General features: G+C 35.5%; 18 protein-coding genes and 1 pseudogene. 8 read left to right on the top strand and 11 right to left on the bottom strand.

The genetic code is table 11. The features are described 5' to 3' along the window. Window positions 1–177: 177 nt before the first annotated feature. From NST46_RS13720 to NST46_RS13710, 3 genes are all read right to left on the bottom strand, one after another. Entirely contained in the window at window positions 178–660 is a 483-nt protein-coding gene (locus NST46_RS13720; RefSeq protein ID WP_341137388.1) for a hypothetical protein, read from the bottom strand. A gap of 291 nt (window positions 661–951) precedes the next feature. After that, a complete protein-coding gene (locus tag NST46_RS13715) occupies window positions 952–1,320 on the bottom strand; it encodes a hypothetical protein (RefSeq protein WP_341137387.1) in 369 nt (122 codons plus the stop codon). A 21-nt stretch (window positions 1,321–1,341) separates the two neighbouring features. Further along, window positions 1,342–1,884: a hypothetical protein gene (locus tag NST46_RS13710; RefSeq protein WP_095314460.1), complete on the bottom strand. Its 543-nt coding sequence runs from the start codon at window positions 1,882–1,884 to the stop codon at window positions 1,342–1,344. A 543-nt stretch (window positions 1,885–2,427) separates the two neighbouring features. Here NST46_RS13710 and NST46_RS13705 point away from each other — a divergent pair. The 4 genes and pseudogenes from NST46_RS13705 to NST46_RS13690 all read left to right on the top strand — a co-directional run. Further along, a complete protein-coding gene (locus NST46_RS13705; RefSeq protein ID WP_118890348.1) occupies window positions 2,428–3,261 on the top strand; it encodes a BC_2427 family protein in 834 nt (277 codons plus the stop codon). A gap of 125 nt (window positions 3,262–3,386) precedes the next feature. Beyond that, window positions 3,387–4,208 (top strand): CsxC family protein, encoded by an 822-nt coding sequence (locus NST46_RS13700; protein WP_240033866.1) that lies wholly within the window; start codon window positions 3,387–3,389, stop codon window positions 4,206–4,208. A 397-nt stretch (window positions 4,209–4,605) separates the two neighbouring features. Next, window positions 4,606–5,424, top strand: a complete 819-nt coding sequence (locus NST46_RS13695; protein ID WP_240033867.1) for a CsxC family protein — start codon at window positions 4,606–4,608, stop codon at window positions 5,422–5,424. Between the two features lie 672 nt (window positions 5,425–6,096). Continuing rightward, a pseudogene (locus NST46_RS13690) lies at window positions 6,097–6,696 on the top strand (YitT family protein); the annotation flags it as partial. A gap of 301 nt (window positions 6,697–6,997) precedes the next feature. Here the strand turns inward: NST46_RS13690 and NST46_RS13685 are convergent. After that, window positions 6,998–8,005, bottom strand: coding sequence for a serine hydrolase domain-containing protein (locus NST46_RS13685; protein ID WP_095311500.1), 1,008 nt, complete (start codon window positions 8,003–8,005; stop codon window positions 6,998–7,000). A gap of 211 nt (window positions 8,006–8,216) precedes the next feature. Here NST46_RS13685 and NST46_RS13680 point away from each other — a divergent pair, with 211 nt between their 5' ends. The 4 genes from NST46_RS13680 to NST46_RS13665 all read left to right on the top strand — a co-directional run bounded on the left by NST46_RS13680 (window position 8,217) and on the right by NST46_RS13665 (window position 12,703). Beyond that, window positions 8,217–9,137, top strand: a complete 921-nt coding sequence (locus tag NST46_RS13680; RefSeq protein WP_341137386.1) for an ABC transporter ATP-binding protein — start codon at window positions 8,217–8,219, stop codon at window positions 9,135–9,137. After that, window positions 9,130–10,083, top strand: a complete 954-nt coding sequence (locus NST46_RS13675; RefSeq protein WP_341137385.1) for an ABC transporter permease — start codon at window positions 9,130–9,132, stop codon at window positions 10,081–10,083. The genes NST46_RS13680 and NST46_RS13675 overlap by 8 nt, the downstream gene beginning before the upstream one ends. 360 nt (window positions 10,084–10,443) lie before the next feature. Next, entirely contained in the window at window positions 10,444–10,989 is a 546-nt protein-coding gene (locus tag NST46_RS13670; protein ID WP_095311496.1) for an NfeD family protein, read from the top strand. A 151-nt stretch (window positions 10,990–11,140) separates the two neighbouring features. Continuing rightward, on the top strand, window positions 11,141–12,703 hold the full coding sequence (locus NST46_RS13665; RefSeq protein WP_095311494.1) for a flotillin family protein: 1,563 nt from the start codon (window positions 11,141–11,143) through the stop codon (window positions 12,701–12,703). 41 nt (window positions 12,704–12,744) lie between these two features. Here the strand turns inward: NST46_RS13665 and NST46_RS13660 are convergent, their stop codons facing one another. The 7 genes from NST46_RS13660 to NST46_RS13630 all read right to left on the bottom strand — a co-directional run bounded on the left by NST46_RS13660 (window position 12,745) and on the right by NST46_RS13630 (window position 19,801). Then, entirely contained in the window at window positions 12,745–13,158 is a 414-nt protein-coding gene (locus NST46_RS13660) for an OsmC family protein (protein ID WP_341137384.1), read from the bottom strand. Between the two features lie 181 nt (window positions 13,159–13,339). Further along, window positions 13,340–14,878, bottom strand: coding sequence for an AbgT family transporter (locus NST46_RS13655; protein WP_341137383.1), 1,539 nt, complete (start codon window positions 14,876–14,878; stop codon window positions 13,340–13,342). Between the two features lie 146 nt (window positions 14,879–15,024). Next, on the bottom strand, window positions 15,025–15,453 hold the full coding sequence (locus NST46_RS13650; RefSeq protein ID WP_341137382.1) for a VOC family protein: 429 nt from the start codon (window positions 15,451–15,453) through the stop codon (window positions 15,025–15,027). Between the two features lie 437 nt (window positions 15,454–15,890). After that, window positions 15,891–16,568, bottom strand: coding sequence for a DUF3889 domain-containing protein (locus tag NST46_RS13645; protein WP_341137381.1), 678 nt, complete (start codon window positions 16,566–16,568; stop codon window positions 15,891–15,893). Between the two features lie 188 nt (window positions 16,569–16,756). Then, window positions 16,757–17,953, bottom strand: coding sequence for a D-alanyl-D-alanine carboxypeptidase family protein (locus NST46_RS13640; protein ID WP_251659125.1), 1,197 nt, complete (start codon window positions 17,951–17,953; stop codon window positions 16,757–16,759). A gap of 250 nt (window positions 17,954–18,203) precedes the next feature. After that, window positions 18,204–18,773: a helix-turn-helix domain-containing protein gene (locus NST46_RS13635; protein WP_095311457.1), complete on the bottom strand. Its 570-nt coding sequence runs from the start codon at window positions 18,771–18,773 to the stop codon at window positions 18,204–18,206. Window positions 18,774–18,895: 122 nt separating this feature from the next. Then, window positions 18,896–19,801: a hydroxymethylglutaryl-CoA lyase gene (locus tag NST46_RS13630; RefSeq protein WP_095311455.1), complete on the bottom strand. Its 906-nt coding sequence runs from the start codon at window positions 19,799–19,801 to the stop codon at window positions 18,896–18,898. Window positions 19,802–20,046 lie beyond the last annotated feature (245 nt).

Here is a 20,046-nt window from a genome sequence, read left to right as displayed (position 1 = left end):
CCATAAAAAAAGAAGCTGCTTAACATAGCTTCATTGGAAAACTGTATTCAACTAGTTTAGTGGAGACACTCTTACAGGAAAAGTTTATCAATCTATAATAAAATAAACTTTATTATTTTATAGCTATCCAGTATAGCTCATAAAGTAAGAAGTGACCTTAAGACTCCTTTTCATAACTTATTTCTTTTGAAGTATATCTGACATAATCAATATCAACTGATTAAACCTTTCCTCATCGTTTCCTAGCTTCCTAATATAGTGTCTAATCTGTTCTTGCACCGCAGGGTCATCTAAAGCATGGCGTAACATTATCAAAATAACATCCTTGGATGCTATTTTTTGCTGGCTTTTATCTTCATCGATTGACTCTGTCTCTTGCTGTGATTTATGTTCATCCTCTTCTTCCGAGTATTGTTCCTCCTGACTCATTGAATCATTTTGGAAAAATTGTTTGATATAATCTTTAGCCATATTTCCAGCTAATTTAACCTCTGACGTATTTAAGGTTTTCATAATTCCTTTCACTTTATCGTATAGTTCCGACATACTATTATCCTCCTGCTGTCCTTTCGTTTGTGTACTACGTACCACTGGATTTCTTACCTCACGAAATCTGCCGGAAGAAGTTCTTTCTAAATGCATAACACGATTATATTTCAACTGCTTCACCCACCCCTTTTGTTCCTCTTTACATAGTTACGCGACTATAATTAATTTGCCCGTGTATACGTCTAGTTTTGTAATAATTTTTACGAAAATCCACAATGAAGTAGGATTATTTGCCGTGACAAATTCTTGAGAGGATTAAACCAGATAATTTGAATTTATAAGATTAAAGACTACGTTATTCAACTTTTAAAACATAAGAGAAGTTTTATCAACACAAAAAAATCTGCCCCAAGGTGATCATGACGATCTTTTGAGCAGAAGCGACAAGCAAACAATCAATTATTATGTTTTATCTTTAAAATAATCAGCTATTTCCTGATGAAAGTTGTTATTTTTTTGTTGTAAATCATTAATTATCTGAAATAAATCCTCTGCCTCTTCATCATTCATATCCTTAACTCCAGATTCAGAAGCAGTTTCATTCATGGCTTTTGTTTCATCCACATTGTTATGACTCTCTTTATGATTGCTTTGTACACTCTCCCTATTGATTAAATGAAGATAAAGCAAGAGAGAAACCATACTATTCTGTTTCATCGTTACTATTGTTTTGCCATCGCTACTGGACATTACCGATGGACTATTTTCTAATTCTTCTTCAAGCATTTTAATAACTGAACGTTCCAATAATTCTTTTATTTTATGATTCACTTCAACTTCACTCTCCTTCTTTTAACCTGCAATATTAATGGAATTAATTGCAGAGATACCATCTTGCTTCCCTTCAAAATAAACAAAACCGTCAACACGTATAGTAGTACCGAATGGAATGATGATTTGAAAGTCCTGAAATGACAATTGCTCAGTAGGGTAAATTTCTTTTGCTTGGACAGGCTTTAATAAGTAATGGGTAATTGGGTCAACATTTCCTAATTCAATACGCTCCCATTCAAAATTATGGGTTTGTTGATTTTGGTTAGACGACTTATATTTTCCAGTAAACTTAAATTCATCTTCTGTAGTAATTTTGAGAAGTATTCTTGGTAATTCCACTGGAGTTGCTGACAAGTTTTTTATGTGAAAATCTCCAGTAATTTGATGTGTTGAATACTGCTCATAATCCAATACGACAGTTTGATTAAAATAACAGAATGCTGCACCTTCGAAGCTTGATTTATTAAGATTTTTTAACTTTTCTTTTATATAATTCTGGGTTTGTCCTAATTCAGCTTCCAGCTGGGAAAACCTAATTTTTAAATCCGTATTCGTAACCATAACAAACAATCCTCCCTTTTGTATTGATGGAAAAAGTAGAAATGTGATTTCTCTCTTTAAACATATGCTGCAAACTAGAAAAATATTATCGTTATAGTAGTCAGATTACCTGGTAGGTGTCGTTCAATAATGGCCACTTTTTGCAAAACACACGAAACTGAGATAATGCTCTAGTTCAGCTTCTCATTTTGTTGTATGGGTGAGATTATCATCTGTTCTAGCTCTCTGAGAGATGTTTGTTATCCCATTTAAACCACTCTGTGTTGTGTGACAGCAATGACCACCAGATTGATAATTCATTATATAGTTTCATACACCACTAACCTCAAATTTTATAATATCCACAAGAAGTAAAATCACGGAGCCTTTTTTACAAACGGTTAAATTTTTTCTTACATCTCATACTCAAATTCTGCTTCTAACCGTCCTTCACTCTTACAGCCCGTTTTGGACGAGCTAAAATTCGTGTAAACAGGGACGAAAGATGATTAACTGCATAAATAAATAGTAGGCAAACAGGATTGTTCAAGGAGTGAAATTGAAATGAAATTTAATAATAATTATCAGATTACGTCTCTCTCTGCAACAAACAATACAAAAGCAGTAGAGATATCTAACCATAATAATGTTAACAAAAACACTGTTTTAGCAGGGTATAATACATCTATTGGTAACCAAGTGAAACACATTAAAGTTCCATTTTCCACTTATATAAAAATTGACGATTTCCTTCAACAGCCAATTTTCGTTCATACAGCAGAGCGTTCATTTAACTTCAAAGATCAAACTGGGATGAATCCTGACTTTGAGACATATCACCTTAATACATCCACTTATTATCATGAGCAGCCATATGGCAGATTGGCTTTTTCTAACGTACATGCAATGATGAATTTAAATAAAGAGTCTTCTAAAGTATCTAAGAATAGTAACAACATCCAGCAAGAAATAACGAAACCTTTTAAACAGAAATCAAACTCACTAGAAGAGCATGACGTTTTTAGGAATGCATTTCCATATGCAAAGTTTCTTATTCCAATAGTACTTGGGGAATATGATATTGAAATCGCATTAGAGGAAAACACATTAATGGATAAAGGAATCATGGAGATTTTGGAAGTTTCAACAGAGGTTGTATTGACAAATTGTAAATTCTTACCTTCCAAATTCAATTATTCGTCAGATCAAACGAAACGGACAGCTTCAAATGGTGTCTTATTTATTGAAGGCTTTATTCAAGAATCAATGGAATATCTCCCGGCAATTAATTGGGAAAAGATGTCACCAAGGGAATGGTTAAAAAAAGTTTATTATCGAGTAGATCAGAAAATAGCGGTAGATCTAAAGATTCAATTGCTGCAATTAGTTCAATTCTAAGATTGCCATAATAAAATTCCACGTTAAACTCTTACTATTTGTCCATTCATAATTCTACTTACCGAATATCTTATTAATGTAAAACTAATAGATTGTTAACAATAATAAATAGGAGGAATTTTATTATGGTAGGTTTTGGTCAAAGCTATTTAAATAATACTATCGTGAATAGAAATTACACGAAGAAAGCTTCAGATCCCGGCAAAGTAAATTGTGGAGTTAAAGCGCGTACAGAGGTTCAACTTCCAGATACTCCCGCTACTCCTGTCGTTAATCCAGATCTAACTGGTGCGTTTATTAAAGTCCCGCTTGTTCTAGCTGAGACAACACTTCAAGTCGTAGTAGAAGCTGACATTCCGCTTGATCCGCCAGCATGTGAAATTAAAAGAGTATTAAAGGATGTCTTCTTAACACAATGTAAACTCGTTCCTGTAGGTCCATTTACAGAAATAAACGACTCAGGATTCTTCACTTCTGAAGGAGCTAAGTTATTCATAGAAGGATATATCCGTAAAAACATCGAGTACGCACCAAAAGGCTGTAATAGCGCATTACGTACTTTAACAGCCAAGGTTCCATTTTCCGGTTTTGCAGATTTAACTGGTGATCTGATGAATTTACCGATTTTCGGCTTTGGAGAGCAAAGAAGAGCACAATTTCTTGATCCTAAACATGGAGAATCTCCTCGTTTGGATAAATATTACTTCCAGAATAGTGTCGTTTACAATGAACAGCCATTCTGTGAACTTATTAGCGCGGAATTCTTTGAGCTTGACTTTTCTCCGAATTCATTTGACTCACACAAAGGCAAATGCTCTAATAACGACAGTTTTAACAAATTACGTGAAAAAATCGTTACCGATCTTACTTTAAAAGTGTTACAGGTTCAACAAATTCCACTTAATGGTGGCGGAGTCGCTGGAAACAGACACGAAGACGATTGCTAAGATTTATTTAACACAAAAAGATTAATAAATATGCCATTTAATTATTGGTGAAAACAAGTTGAGCTTAGTAATGGCTCAACTTGTTTTATGATTACATGTATTGATGGAACGGACAAGGTCAAATGATGTATTTATCGAAGGCTTTATTCAAGAGCCAATGCTATTTCTTATTGCTATTAATTGTCACCATAAGAATGATTAAAAATTATTTTTTGGAGTAGGCCTTTAGTTCAACTTAATAAATTCCATAGAATCTGAGATGATGAAATTTCAATTTACTAATAAAAATCAACGATTGACTCCTATTATTAGTCTAGTCATAATCTTACTAATCGAATATCTTATTAATGTAAAGGTAATAGACTATTAACAATAATAAATAGGAGGAATTTTTATTATGGTAGGCTTTGGTAAAAGCTATTTAAATAATACTATCGTGAATAGAAATAACACGAAGAAGGCTCCAGATCCCGGTAAAGTAAACTGTGATGTTAAAGCACGTACAGAGGTTCAACTTCAGGATACTCCAGCTACTCCTGTCGTTAATCCAGATCTAACTGGTGCACTTATTAAAGTCCCGCTTGTTCTAGCTGAGACAACGCTTCAAGTGGTAGTAGAAGCTGACATTCCGCTTGATCCGCCAGCAACGGAAATTAAAAGAGTATTAAAGGATGTTTTCTTAACACAATGCAAACTCGTTCCTGTAGGTCCATTTACAGAAATAAACGACTCAGGATTCTTCACTTCTGAAGGAGCCAAGTTATTCGTAGAAGGGTATATTCGTAAAAACATCGAGTACGCACCATATGGCTGTAATAGCGCACTACGTACTTTAACAGCCAAGGTTCCATTTTCTGGTTTTGCAGATTTAACTGGTGATCTAATGAATTTACCGATTTTCGGCTTTGGAGAGCAAAGAAGAGCACAATTTCTTGATCCTAAACACGGAGAATCTCCTCGTTTGGATAAATACTACTTCCAAAATAGTGTCATTTACAATGAACAGCCATTCTGTGAACTTATTAGCGCGGAATTCTTTGAACTTGACTTTTCTCCACATTCATTTGACTCACACAAAGGCAAATGCTCTAATAACGACAGTTTTAACAAATTACGTGAAAAAATCGTTACCGACCTTACTTTAAAAGTGTTACAGGTTCAACAAATTCCACTTAATGGTGGAGTCGCTGCAAACAGACACGAAAACGATTGCTAGGAATTATTTAGTACAAAAGATTTAATATGTAATCCTTTTAATTATTGGTGAAGACAAGTTGAGCTTAGTAATAGCTCAACTTGTCTTATGATGATAAACGTAACAAATCCTAGTCCTTTGAATCTGTAGTTTTTTTGATTTTATGAAGCATTTCATGTGCATTAGAATAATGCGGGAGGAAGATCAATGAACAGTCTAAAGATGCGACAAAGGCAAAAAACACGTGAGAGAGGTTTCTTTGAAGTTTACTTCTCAAAATCAAGTATTAAGAATAGAATTTATATCATAGTATTTTAACGACCCGTCCTGTTAATAAGAAAGGAAAGCAATTATATGTTTTCTTTAATCAGAGAAGAAAAAGTATACGTATTATTGATTTTTTTAATTCTTTACATAAACGTTTATATCACATTTAGTAGTATATACCTTCTATTAGATATTTTAAATGTTGGGACCTTAGTTAATTCCTTTTCATTTAATGAATCACAGAGCTTATTCTCACAAAAATTATTGAATTCACTATACCTAAGTGCAAGAACTTTATTTTTCGATGGCTATGGTTACATTGTCCCTTATGGTTGGTCTAGGATTGTTGCGCTCATTGGAGAAACAGTTGGTTTTTTACTACCGGCATTCTTCATAATCAAGTTCCTCCCTTTAAAAAATATCAGGATGGAACGAAACCAATTTCCGATATTGAAACTAATAGTACGTTCCCTTTTGGTTACTTTAGGAGCCCTTTTAGTTTCATTTGGATTGGAGATTTTTTTAGTTCCGAATAATATCATTGATGGTGGGATCGTTGGAATTTCAATAATAATGTCCTATTTAACGGGCATTAAATTAGAGTTATTTTTGTTGATATTAAACGTTCCCTTCCTGTATTTAGGTTATAGGCAAATCGGTAAAAAATTTGTGGTAACTACCTTATTTGGATTAAGCGTTTTATCACTAGGAACACTTTTTCTATTGAACGTACCTGTTCCAACTGAAAATCCATTACTGGCATCAATTTTTGGTGGAGCCTTTTTAGGAGTTGGTGTTGGAATGGTAATCAGGTCCGGTGGTTCTCTTGATGGTACAGAAATTTTGGGAATTCTACTTAATCGAAAGACACCCTTCTCTGTTGGTAAGGTTGTTTTGTTTATTAATGTTTTTATTTTTTTCAGTGCAGGTTTTGTTTTCGGTTGGGATAGAGCAATGTATTCATTAATAACATATTTTATTGCCTCAAAAATGATTGACTTTACAATTGAAGGGTTCAAGACTAGTTTTTAGACTTTCCATTGTGTAACACTTATTACTGTTCAAATTGCTTGCCAAAAGTTTTGATATAGAATTCATATTCTTGTATGCAGTATCGACTAATGGATGATTAACAAAGAATATATTTAAAAATCAGATGACAGAATTAGCACGATTACGATTTACTACGCTGTTTTAAGATGGTATACCTTTATAAAAGTTATATAGCCAAAATAAAAGACCAAATCATTGTGTGACTCGGTCTTATAATTGATGTGTTACTTGGTACAACTGCTATTAATTTTGTACTATTAGCTTTTACAGTAAGTTAATTATTAATAACCTCTTCTAGTACCTCCATCACCTTATATGCCCCAGATGATACATTGGAACATGCAACAAATGTAATTTCATGAGTTGGATAGTACGCTGAGTGAAAGTTAACACCTGGATCATAGCCCATCATGTGATATTTCACAATTCCTTCTGGTTCTTTTGCTATCCATATCCCATAACCATAATATGTGCTATCTTCTTCATGAACAAAAGGTGTCAATAGCTTTTTCGTAAAAGATTCATCAAGTAGCTCATGATGAATCAATGCATGCCAAAACCTAATCATATCTGGTGCTGTGACAAATGCACCTCCATCTGAGCCTCCGCGAATCGGCAAAGAATACAGATTCGTGCGCCACGACCCATCCACCTCATCAATATAACCGAAGGCAGTTCTTGCCGGAAGTGCATCAAAAGAAAAATACCCCGAATTCAACATGCCAGCTCGTTGAAAAATATGTTCATGTACATAGTCGGTAAACTGCTGCCCACTCACCTTTTCAACTACAAGTCCCAATAATATATAACCAGCATTATTATAATGAAACCTTTCCCCTGGTTTGCCTTTCATCGGCTTATCTTGAAATAGTGGCAAAAAGTCAGCTGGACGACGCAATATATACATCGGTGTCTCTTTCCATAAAGCTTCAAAGTCATCCAGAACTTCTTCATCAAAGTAATCTGGAATTCCGGATGTATGTGTTAGCAGATGATGAATTGTTATGGAATCATCCCAATGCGGAAAGACAACATCAATTGTATTTTCTAATTTTTCTTCAAAACTTAATTTACCAGCTTGGACAAGTTGAGAAATTGCAATTGCTGTGAAAAGCTTACAGCCGGATGCAATACCGTACCTCGTATTTTGTTTGTTTTTCAGCTTGTCTGATCGATTAGCATAACCTGAACTAAGCTCCACATTCATTCCATTGCTATCTTTAACAATAATTGTTCCTGAAAAATTATTTCTTTTTTGCAATTCCACAAGCTTATTTTTCATATAGACAATCCTTTCTTTGTACTTAGGAGATAAGCTTAACAAACAGCGAGAGATTAAATAACATTAATTTTATAAATATTCCTACAATCACTCCCATAGATAACATTACCACATTTTTCTTGAATTTTTTATAAAAATATACAAAATATGAAACTTCTAATCTTCGTTCAACGTACAACCTATCAAGAAATAAGAAAAGGGGTATTAATCAATGTCAGAAGCAGCAATGGAGTTAGTTGATGTACGGAAGACAATTGGCAAGAAAGAAATTATTAAAGGACTCTCTTTTACAATCCAAAAAGGAGAGGTGTTTGGCTTTATTGGTCCAAATGGTGCGGGAAAAACAACAACGATTCGAATGATGGTTGGGTTGATGAAGCTAACAGATGGTGATGTCCTCATCCAAGGGAATAGTATTAAATCCAACTATAAGGAAGCTGTACGCGAGGTTGGAGCAATTGTTGAAAACCCAGAAATGTATCCATTTATGACAGGTGAACAAAATCTAGCCCATTATGCCCGAATGATACCTGGGATAACAAAGGACCGAATCAAAGAGGTCGTAGAAATTGTCGGACTCGAAAAGGCTATGAAGGAAAAAGTTGGCAGATATTCCTTAGGGATGCGCCAACGTTTAGGTATTGCACAAGCACTTTTACATAAACCTTCGATTTTAATATTAGACGAGCCAACAAATGGCCTTGATCCCGCTGGAATTCGTGAGATCCGGAGATACATTCGAAAATTGGCAGAGGAGAATAACGTTGCGGTTATTATTTCAAGTCACCTTTTATCAGAAATCGAGTTGATGTGTGACCGAATTGGTATTATTAAAAACGGTGAGCTCGTAGCCACCCAACAGGTACATGAAAATGTAGCAACCGATAATTTAATGCAGGTTAAAATCGAAGTATCACCTAGCGAAAAGGCAATAGAAATATTAAAAACTGAGTTTAAAATTCAAGCCGCTCTGGAGGGTGCAAATCTTCTCTTCCAGCTAGAAAAGGAAAAAATACCAAAAGTTATTAACGTGTTTGTAAAACATGATATATCTGTTTATCAAGTAAGCATTACAAAAGCATCGCTTGAGGATAAATTCTTTGATTTGATTGGAGAGAATACGATTGAGTAATTTTTTAAAACTTATTTCGAATGAACTTAAAAAAATCTACGTTGTGAAATCAACATGGATTATGTATATAGTATTAGCTGTGATTATAGTTGGCACTGGAATATTAAATAATACAGTTGGGGATATTCAAAACAGCTATGAATCGGATTCATGGCGTACACAGCTAGAAGAAGAAAACGCAAATTTAACACAAGAAATGGAAGATGAGACTTATTTAGAAACCTATAACTCGATGGTGATCGAGCAAAATAATTACTACTTAGAAAACGATATTCAGCCTTCAGGATATGGTGCATGGCATTTTATTATGGAAAACAAAATGCTCTTATCCTTAGTAAGTTTATTAACGATTATTGTTGCAGCAGGAATTATAGCGAATGAATTTAGATGGGGAACAATTAAACTTCTTCTGATTCGTCCTATTTCACGCACCAAAATATTAATTTCCAAATACGTATCTGTACTATTATTCGCCTTATTCACCCTATTATTTGTCTTAATTTTCTCTGGTATTACAGGTGCTATTCTCTTTGGTATCGAGGGGATCAATCCATATACATTGCTAGAAAAGAATGGCAGCTTGGAGTACGTATCTGTTATTGGTGAGATTATTTCAGGTTATGGTTATCAACTTATTATATTACTTATGATGGCAACCTTCGCATTTATGATTTCAAGTGTATTCCGTAATAGTGCACTCGCAATCGGACTAGCGATTTTCCTTATGTTTGTTGGAAACCAAATTGTCTTCTTTTTTGCAGAACGCTCATGGGCAAAATATATCCTGTTTGCGAACACAGACTTGAGTCAGTATGCGGATGGAAATACACCATTCATCGAGGGCATGACATTAGGTTTTTCAATTACAATGCTTTTAATCTATTATATTGTATTTATGCTGCTTGCATGGATTTTCTTTACAAAGCGAGATGTTGCAGGAAACTAATTTTTTCAACATTTAAGTCTAAATTGGAGTTTATACACAGGATGATGATCGAATCCTCATTAGGTCATCTTCCTCTCTCCTCCCCTTTTAATACTTTCTTGTATCACCTTCATTGAAATCACCTGCATTCTCCCTTGCAACTTCCCAAATACAAATTGTAACCCAATTTCATAAAATCATTGATAATAAACATTGTTTCGAATATATTTAATATGTATGATTTTTCCTGTTCATTCAATATTCATTTCATACATAACGAATTTTTCATAATTTGAAGTACTTTTTTCCAATTTTACGAAACCTTTATTATCGTTTATTCGTATATAAAGTAAAGCACCTATAAATAAGGGATGGATGCATATGATGCTATTTGATACACCGATCGAAACGATTTACTTAATAACGCTAATTATAGCGGGTATATTAACCATTCTTTACCTCTTATTTGGTGATATTTTAGAAGTCATCACAGAGGCAATCAGCTTTGTTCATCCAGTTCTCATTTTATCTTTTATAACCTTTTTCTCTGCCTCAGGTTATATTTTTGAAGTTCTCACATCATTTAATAGTTTGCTTATTATTGGTATCTCGATTGTCTTTTCTTTCTTATTAACTACATTGCTAAATGTATTTGTTTTAATTCCCATTTCCTCAGCAGAAGAATCGCTTAGCTATACAGAGGATTCCTTAAAAGGAAGAGTAGGCAAAATTATCATTCCAATTCCAGAGAATGGATTTGGCGAGATTATTATCGATAGTAAAAGCGGGATGATTTCAAAGCCTGCTGCAGCTTATGAGCATCAGCCGATTGAAGCTGGTATGCAAGTGCTTGTTATTGAAATAGAAAACGGTGTTCTTTATGTTGTTCCTTATGAAACAGATTTAGATGCCGAATACTCTGTTTAATCTACTAATCCATTTGGATAAGTATTTTAATAAAAACTTTAGCAAACTTGGGATTCTTTAGGCTTTTAGGTGAATACCTTAGTTGCACTTATGCAGATAAGAAAGTTTTATAATTTCTTATCTGACAACTACAAAAAAAGGAGGATAAATTATGTTAGAAAGTATTTCAGTTGGTATTTGGGTCGTAATTGCTATTGTTGTATTTCTATTAATTGCACTTATTGCTGTATTTATGACAAAGTACCGCACAGCAGGACCCGACGAAGCTCTCATTGTAACGGGTAGTTATTTAGGTGGTAAGAATGTACATACAGATGAAGCTGGGAATAAAATTAAAATCATTCGCGGTGGTGGTACATTTGTATTACCAGTTTTCCAACAAGCGGAACCACTAAGCTTACTATCTAGTAAACTGGAAGTATCCACCCCAGAAGTCTATACGGAGCAAGGTGTGCCCGTAATGGCAGATGGAACTGCAATCATTAAAATCGGTGGCTCGATCAATGAAATTGCTACAGCTGCTGAACAATTTTTAGGTAAGTCCAGATCAGACCGCGAGAATGAAGCAAAAGAGGTTCTTGAAGGACACCTGCGTTCCATTCTAGGTTCTATGACTGTTGAAGAAATTTATAAAAACCGGGATAAATTTTCCCAGGAAGTGCAGCGTGTCGCTTCCCAGGATTTAGCAAAAATGGGATTGATCATTGTTTCCTTTACAATTAAAGATGTAAAAGATAAAAATGGTTATCTTGATTCATTAGGTAAACCACGGATTGCGCAAGTTAAACGTGATGCAGATATCGCAACTGCTGAAGCGGATAAAGAAACACGAATCAAACGCGCTGAAGCTGCCAAGGACGCACAAAAAGCTGAATTAGAACGCTCAACAGAAATTGCAGAAGCTGAGAAAGAAAATCAATTAAAGACAGCTGAATACCGTCGTGAACAGGATATTGCAAAAGCTCGAGCTGACCAAGCCTATGACTATGAAACTGCACGTGCGAAGCAGCAGGTTACAGAGCAAGAAATGCAAATTAAAATTATAGAACGACAAAAACAAATTGAGTTGGAAGAAAAAGAAATTCTGCGTCGTGAACGACAATACGACTCTGAGGTTAAGAAGAAAGCAGATGCTGATCGTTATGCAGTTGAGCAATCAGCTGTTGCCGAAAAGGCTAGACAAATTGCAGAAGCAGATGCGAATCAATATCGCATTGAATCACAAGCAAAAGCTGAAGCAGAACAAGTCCGCGTAGATGGACTTGCAAAAGCCGATTCTCAACGCGCACAAGGGGAAGCTGAGGCAGAAATCATTCGCCTGAAAGGTATTGCAGAAGCAGAAGCAAAAGAAAAAATCGCCGAAGCATTCGAACAGTTCGGTCAAGCAGCTGTACTCGATATGGTTATGAAAATGCTTCCTGAATATGCGAAAGAAATTGCTAGCCCACTTGCAAACATCGATAAAATTACAGTTGTTGATACTGGAAGCAGCGGTACAGATGGTGGGGCAAACAAGGTTACCGGCTATGCAACAAATCTGATGTCAACTTTACAGGAATCCCTAAAAGCATCTTCTGGTATTGATGTGAAAGATTTGCTGGAGAATATCACAGGAAAGAACAATTTACCTGACGATATCGATTTTGATCGTGTTCGCTATGAAACGAAAAAAGAGAATGAATTAGCTGCAAGTGAAGCTGATCATTCAAATTAAATTGAGAGGAACGGTCTATTTTACAGACCGTTCCTTCTTTATTAGCTCTCTTTTCCATTTAAAATCAGCTTAAAATCAATCTTCGCTTTTAATGAATCCGATACAGAGCAATATTTTTCTTCACCAAGATTAATTGCACGCCAAACTTTCTTGCTATCAATATCTCCATCAACAATAAATGTTACTTCAATTGCTGTGAAACCCTTTGGCGCCTTTTCTTTACGCGTTCCATCTGTAATAATTTCTATTTTAGTTATTTTTTCCAGGTGTGGTCTTAAAATCATCGTTACATCAATTCCAATACATCCAGCTAAAGAACCAAGCAGCATTTCAGTTGGCGTCGCTCCTTTACCTAAACCACCATAGGCTTCTGTTGCATCCATATAGGTGGCATAACCAGAATCACCAACTGATTCAAACGCTCGTCCACCTGTCCATGTTGTAGTTACTTTCATGATTTAAAACTTCCTTTCTTAATAGTATGTGTTAAAAAGGAGGATGAAAAGGACCGAGAAGTTCGAGGCGGCGTAGCTTTGAGAAACGGAACGTATGCAATTAATACGTGAGTAGCGGAAAAGCAAGCCAACGAAGAAATTCGATGTGTCATTTTTCACCGGACTTTTTAAACTTCCTTTCTTAATAAGTTAAACTCGTACCTGGACCAACTGGTATTCCCAATACATACCATATTACAAAGAATAGGCTCCAGCAAATAAGAATTGTTATTGAATATGGCAGCATGAGAGATATTACTGTCCCTACTCCATTTTGCTTGCCATAGCGCTGTGCAAATGCCACAACTAATGGGAAAAATGGCATAAGTGGAGAAATGATATTCGTTGATGAGTCCCCCACCCTGTATGCTACTTGTGTAACTTCAGGAGAGATTCCCATCTGCATAAACATCGGGACAAACACAGGTGCCATAATTGCCCATTTCGCCGAATCTGCAGCGATAAACAGGTTAATAAATGCGGTAATAAAAATTAATGCAACAAGCAATGGAGCACCAGCAAAATTAATCGACTGTAAAAATGCAGCGCCATTTACCGCTATGATTGTTCCCAAGTTCGTATAATTAAAGAGTGCCACAAATTGAGCTGCAAAGAAAATGAGTACAATAAATCCTGCCATCGTCTCTAAAGAACCTGTCATTAAATGTGCTACATCTTTATCATTTTTTACCTTTCTCGTAACAATTCCGTAAACGACACCCGGGACTAGAAAAATGAGCATCATTAGAAAGATAATACTGCTCATAAATGGCGAAACAATAATACTTCCTTCATCACCACGTAATGGGGCATTTTCCGGAATGACAAGTGATGCGATAACAGCAACTGTAATTAGGATAGAAATATTTGCCCAAAATAATCCTTTTTTCTCAATACTTGTTACTTCATTTTTATTTTCTTCGATTTCACTAGGCGTATATTTCCCTAATTTCGGCTCAATAATCTTATCTGTAATAATTGTACCGATAATAACGACTAAAAAAGTAGATACGGCCATAAAAAACCAATTATCTGTAGCATTCACAATGTAATTAGCATCTAATATCCGTGCACCTTCGGTTGAAATCCCACTTAGTAGCGGATCATTCGTCCCCAACAGTAAATTGGCAGAATAACCACCAGAAACTCCAGCAAATGCAGCGGAAAGCCCTGCTAACGGATGTCTTTTGAATCCTAAAAATATAATCGCACCTAATGGTACAAGCACGACATATCCGACAGAAGCTGCTACATTGGACATAACGCCCATAAATACAACGATTGGAGTGACAAGCTTCCTTGGAGCTTTGGTCACTGTATTCGTCATAAGAGCACTAATATAACCACTCTTCTCTGCAACACCTACACCAAGCATAGCAACGAGAACAGGACCTAAAGCCACAAAAGATGTGAAATTCGTGACAACACTTGAGAACATATAAGCAATGCCCTCTGGTACTAGCAGGCTAACAGCCTCCACGTTGAGTGTTTCAATTTGCCCTGTTTCATTATTCACACCTTCAAAGCTTACACTTACTCCTAATACATAGAGTACATGAGATAGTGCGATAACAATAAGCGTAAAAAGGATAAAGATTGTAACCGGATGCGGTAGCTTGTTCCCTTTTTCTTCAATAAAATTTAATAATCGAATTGATTTCGATGTATTCTGTTGACTCATGCTGTAACTCCTTCTTTAAATTATTTCATACCTAGTATACATGTACAAAAAAATATTTCTACAATGTTGCTTGAATATCAAGAAAATGCACATAAAAATCACGTCAAGCTTCAAGCTGAAACATGACGTGATTCAAAAATTCATCCCTAATTTGCATCTATTTCCATTGATATTTGCCAAGTAACCCCAAATTTATCTATTACCTGACCATAAGCTGGACTCCAATCCGTTTCTTGCATAGGCATAACTACTTGTCCATCTTCTTGTAACTTCTCATATACTTCTTTCGCTTCGTCTTCATGATCTGGTATCAAAGCAATTGTTAGTTGCGATCCAAGCTGATAGGGTTGTCCCGGAAAAATATCCGATATCATAAGTTCCGTATTCCCTATCGTTAATCTAGCATGGAGGACACGGTCCTTTGCTTCAGCAGGTAGTTGGAATTCGGGGCTTTGTGGCATTTCTCCATAAGTATGTATACCAACAATATTAGCTCCTAATGAATGTTTATAAAATTCTACCGCTTCTTTTGCTCTACCATCCAACATAATATACGGATTAATATGGAACCCCATTTCTTCTACCTCATTTCATGTTTTTGTTATGTAGTTTATTATTACCCTCTATTTTATTTTCAAATCTATTGGTGTGTCAATTTTCATTTCAAAATATGGTTCATTATCAAATAATGTTTAGATAGCATGATTAAGTACGTACGATCACCAGTAGAAATCATCAAAATTGTAAAAATGCTGGTAAATCAGCTAAGATTATATATCCAATTTAACGATAATTTGGGTATTGTTGCATAAATTCCTCCCATACAATTTAACTTAAAAAGCTAGCATTCAACTACTATTGATAATGCTAGCTTTTTATGCAGTTTCATAAATCATGAATTCCAAATTATTATTCTTATGCATTGAAGAACCCTATCTATTGACATGCCTTACAATTGAAGCACACGGTGTCACTAGACTTTCCCCTGTAAACTACGACTCGTGAACAATATTTACTGCACTTCCTGCAAGTTAAAAGACACAATGCGGTCGGTGTTCGGATTATAAACAACATTCCCCTGTACTCTTAATGTTTCTTGTGGAGATTGTAATACAAATTCATATGTTTCTCTCACTAAAGTGGAAGACATCATCGTTTTCCCAACTGATTGATAGTCTGTAACATTATAACCAGGATACGCCACTTCGGTAACTTCCAACAAATATTTCCCCCATTTTTCTTGCTCCAATTGAGGAGATGGGGTTATTTCAATATTGATAACTCCAACACTCGGATTAACACCCAACGCTTGAAAAGCTCTCCGATGTAAATTTATCCGATTCGCAGGATACCCCGCAACTTGATCGACAACCTTTACAATGATTTCTCTTCCATATGGAGCAGAAATATTTCTGATTTTAAGCGTTTGCCCACATGTATATGGGGAATTTTCTCCAACAGCTGCTGTCATATACTCATTATCTGACCATGCCATTCCGCACTTAGTTACTTGTCCCCCGTCTGTCCATGTAGCTTGACCTCTTACCGATTGCTGACGACCATAATGATTAGAGTTTGTAGGATAAGCATGCTGATAATCATAAGTAGATTGCTGCCCATCTGGTATGGATTGAAAAGAGGTATTTTCATAATAATTCCTATTCGGCCAATAAGGATAATTCGGATTCATCTTTCTTTCCTCCCGTCATAATATAAAACCTTGTATTGCAAAATATTCTGATCGACAAAATTTGTTGTGTATGATACAGTTTAAAAATTTCGCAAACTAAAAAAACCTTCCTGATAGCATATGTATCAAGAAGGTTGACCTGTGACAGGCGTCTCGTATGATTCATTATTTTTCTAAGCTAACATGCATTAATAAAAGTACTTATCTCGCCTTTTTAGCCTTAACTTGCGCACTTGAAAATAAAAGATCATAAGCACACCAATAAAAAAGGCTAAATAAAGATAGGTACTAGAAAAAAATCTTTCCATAATGGAAGCTATGTTTGGTTGATTACTCGATGATTTCGATGCTACTACAGGCTTGTCCCTGTTAACTTCATCTAACTGAAATTTATTGACTATTTCACCATTTTCATTCACCAATTTTAATATTCCATCTGCATCCATTTCTTCTTCAAGCTTATCTTTATGTGCATGTGTATAAACTAATTCCTCAGTTGCGGCGTATTCCTGCTCACCAAACGTAAAAGTTGTCCCCTTAGGGATACTTGATGTCGTAAAGTTTTCAAATCCATAATCTAATAGTTTGATTGTATCATTATATGAATCTTCTACAACATCACTTTTTAAGGTGACGGTGATTAATTTTAAATCATCTCTTTCCGCAGTTGTCGCTAAAGTAAAACCCGATTGAGCTACAAAGCCATTTTTTCCACCAGTAACTCCCTTATATGGAATCTCCTCTTTGACTAATTTATGATGTGTTTGTATTGTTGTATCCCACGTTTTTCCATTCCATTCCAATTCCTTCGTGCTAAAGATATCCATAAATACATCATTGTTCATCGCATACTGTGTAATTTTTGCTAAGTCCTCTGCTGTTGTTACATGATCTTCGTTAAATAAACCATGCGGGTTTTCAAAGTTTGTTTGTTTTGTTCCGATTACTTCTGTTAGATACGTATTCAAATCCTTTGCGAACGTCTTCACATTCCCACTCAGATGCTCCGCAATTGCAACTCCGGCATCATTTCCAGAATTAATCAACAATCCTTGAATGAGTTTTTTTAACGTTACTTGTTCCCCTTTTTCCAGAAAGACAGTCGTACCATCTACCTTTCTAGCATTGCTGCTCACTGTTACAACTTCGTCAAGTTTCCCGTTTTCAATTGCATAAATGGCAGTTGCTATTTTCGTTAAACTAGCAGGATACATCGGCTCTTTCGCATGTTTTTCATATAAGACTTTCCCTGTCGATGCATCCATTACGATTGCAGAGTCACTCTCTATCTGCATTGATTCTTCTCTTGAATCAGCGTGTGCTATGGGAACAAGTACTACATTCATGATGACAATTATCATAATTGTCCAAGCAACTTCTTTCATACGAACACTTCCCCATTATTTGTTTTTCCATTCGATGGTTTATCACATTGCGGAAAGATGCGCTTAGAAAAACAAATCATGCCTTATTCTAAACTAAACGTATGGAACAAGTGTGTAAATACCTTTCTAAAATTGTAATTAATACGTAATATTAAGCTAATTAACTTGTTATGTTTCTCAAACTTTTGAATAAAAAGAAAACCAGTATACACCTCCCTACGTATACTGGTTAATATTCGGATTACAATTATTAGACACGATCAATAAAGCATGTTAATACTTTGGCCTCTTCATCATTCACTGGTACAAATAGATGTGGCTTAGATCCTTGAAAATAGGCACTATCCCCTTTTTCCATATAATGCTTTTCACCATCATAAAGCAAATGAATAGCTCCTTCAAGAATATAAATGAATTCATCCTGGGAATGTGTATAAGTTTTTTCCTGACGCAGGTTTATATTTTTCGGGGTCACATGTACAATAGTAGGTTCAATCCCACTATATTTGGATCTGTTTGCTAAAAGCTCATAAGAATACCCCATGCTTTCATCGCCTACTTTAGATTGCCGATTAGAATTCTGCTGCAGTACAAGATTCTGTTCTGTTTCATCATCCAACACCCAGGAAAGCTGTACACCCAATGCATCACTTATTTTGGATAATGTTGCTATCGCTGATGCTGTTTGGCCATTTTCAATTTTTGATAAAAGACTTTTTGAAATACCACATTCATCAGCTATTTGCTGTTGGGTTTTTTTATTTCGTAATCGTATTTGCTTCACTTTTTTTCCTATGCTCTGAAGATCGATCGAACTCATTCCTTCCACCTAATCATATGTATGCATTTTTTTAATCATAAGATAGCGGCAAGTACTAGTCAAGAGAAGAAAAACCGTCACCAAAGCAAAATCAGATTGCTGTAGTGACGGTATTATAAGGTTTACTGTGCATTTGCGAAGTATGCTAACGAACGGCTCGGCAGGATTTTCCCAAGTTTATTTTGAATAAATATACCAGCGTCTTGAATTTTCTTTTCATCAATACCTGTTTCAATTCCTAAGCCATTCAAAAGATAAAGCACATCATTTGTAGCAACATTCCCCGCTGCTCCCGGGGCATATGGACAACCGCCTAACCCACCAATGGTGCTATCAAACCGGTTGATCCCATAATGCATCGACGTCATAATGTTTGCGATCGCCATTCCCCTCGTATCATGAAAATGTAAGATCAGCTTTTCTTTTGGATAATGTTTCATCAATACCTCGAGCAGCTGCTCAACCTGGGTAGGAACTGCAGTGCCAATCGTATCACCAAGTGAGAGATCATCAACACCAGAAGCAAATAAATGCTCGCATACAGTTAACACATTATCCGGAGTGATTTTCCCCTCATATGGACAATCAAAAACGGTTGAAACATAGCCAGTTACACGCTTGCCAGCTTGTTTTGCTTCCTGAATGACTTCATGCAGGATAGGATACGTAGCATCAATTGTTTTATTAATATTCTTCTGGTTATGTGTTTCGCTGGCTGACATAAAAACAGAAGCTGCATCGATTCCTGCCTCTAGCGCAAATTCTAAACCTTTCCTATTTGGAACAAGCGCCGAGTACAACACTCCCGCCTTTCGCTTGATTTGCTTTCCTACTTCACGTGCATCGGATAAAGCGGGTATCATTTTGGGATTAACAAAAGAAGTATATTCAATTTCTTTCACACCAGACTCTGATAGCATATTAATCCATGCAATCTTATCAGCAGTAGAAATCCATTTCTTTTCATTCTGCAAGCCGTCACGTGGTCCTACTTCTTTCAATTGGACAAACTTCGGTAAATGTTTCATTCAAGCCCTCCGTTCAATGTTAGAAACAAATTCATATTGCCTGAAAGAGGCATTTTAAACAGAGATATCAGTTCTGAATACGCTTACAAATATATTCCCTTATTACACATTGATTAACATCAACACATATACTAATCACAGAGAAAACCTTACAACCATTATATTCAACTATGTTTATTTTGATTCAACTTTGTTGAATATAGTATATAATAAATATTCAAACAAAGTCAATCCAAAAAGTATCT

This window comes from Oceanobacillus sp. FSL W7-1309, assembly GCF_038002145.1.
Taxonomy (GTDB): domain Bacteria; phylum Bacillota; class Bacilli; order Bacillales; family Amphibacillaceae; genus Oceanobacillus; species Oceanobacillus profundus.
The sequence above is the reverse complement of the archived record's forward strand: the minus strand, read 5'-3'. Positions and strand labels throughout refer to the sequence as shown.

Bases quoted from the DNA above. Each gene is read 5' to 3' on its own strand.
- NST46_RS13655 (WP_341137383.1), bottom strand. From the start codon at position 14,878: ATGAGTCAACAGAATACATCGAAATCAATTCGATTATTAAATTTTATT.
- NST46_RS13665 (WP_095311494.1), top strand. From the start codon at position 11,141: ATGTTAGAAAGTATTTCAGTTGGTATTTGGGTCGTAATTGCTATTGTT.
- NST46_RS13635 (WP_095311457.1), bottom strand. From the start codon at position 18,773: ATGAGTTCGATCGATCTTCAGAGCATAGGAAAAAAAGTGAAGCAAATA.
- NST46_RS13685 (WP_095311500.1), bottom strand. From the start codon at position 8,005: ATGAAAAATAAGCTTGTGGAATTGCAAAAAAGAAATAATTTTTCAGGA.
- NST46_RS13710 (WP_095314460.1), bottom strand. From the start codon at position 1,884: ATGGTTACGAATACGGATTTAAAAATTAGGTTTTCCCAGCTGGAAGCT.
- NST46_RS13630 (WP_095311455.1), bottom strand. From the start codon at position 19,801: ATGAAACATTTACCGAAGTTTGTCCAATTGAAAGAAGTAGGACCACGT.
- NST46_RS13705 (WP_118890348.1), top strand. From the start codon at position 2,428: ATGAAATTTAATAATAATTATCAGATTACGTCTCTCTCTGCAACAAAC.
- NST46_RS13695 (WP_240033867.1), top strand. From the start codon at position 4,606: ATGGTAGGCTTTGGTAAAAGCTATTTAAATAATACTATCGTGAATAGA.
- NST46_RS13670 (WP_095311496.1), top strand. From the start codon at position 10,444: ATGATGCTATTTGATACACCGATCGAAACGATTTACTTAATAACGCTA.
- NST46_RS13645 (WP_341137381.1), bottom strand. From the start codon at position 16,568: ATGAATCCGAATTATCCTTATTGGCCGAATAGGAATTATTATGAAAAT.
- NST46_RS13660 (WP_341137384.1), bottom strand. From the start codon at position 13,158: ATGAAAGTAACTACAACATGGACAGGTGGACGAGCGTTTGAATCAGTT.
- NST46_RS13640 (WP_251659125.1), bottom strand. From the start codon at position 17,953: ATGAAAGAAGTTGCTTGGACAATTATGATAATTGTCATCATGAATGTA.
- NST46_RS13650 (WP_341137382.1), bottom strand. From the start codon at position 15,453: ATGGGGTTCCATATTAATCCGTATATTATGTTGGATGGTAGAGCAAAA.
- NST46_RS13680 (WP_341137386.1), top strand. From the start codon at position 8,217: ATGTCAGAAGCAGCAATGGAGTTAGTTGATGTACGGAAGACAATTGGC.
- NST46_RS13700 (WP_240033866.1), top strand. From the start codon at position 3,387: ATGGTAGGTTTTGGTCAAAGCTATTTAAATAATACTATCGTGAATAGA.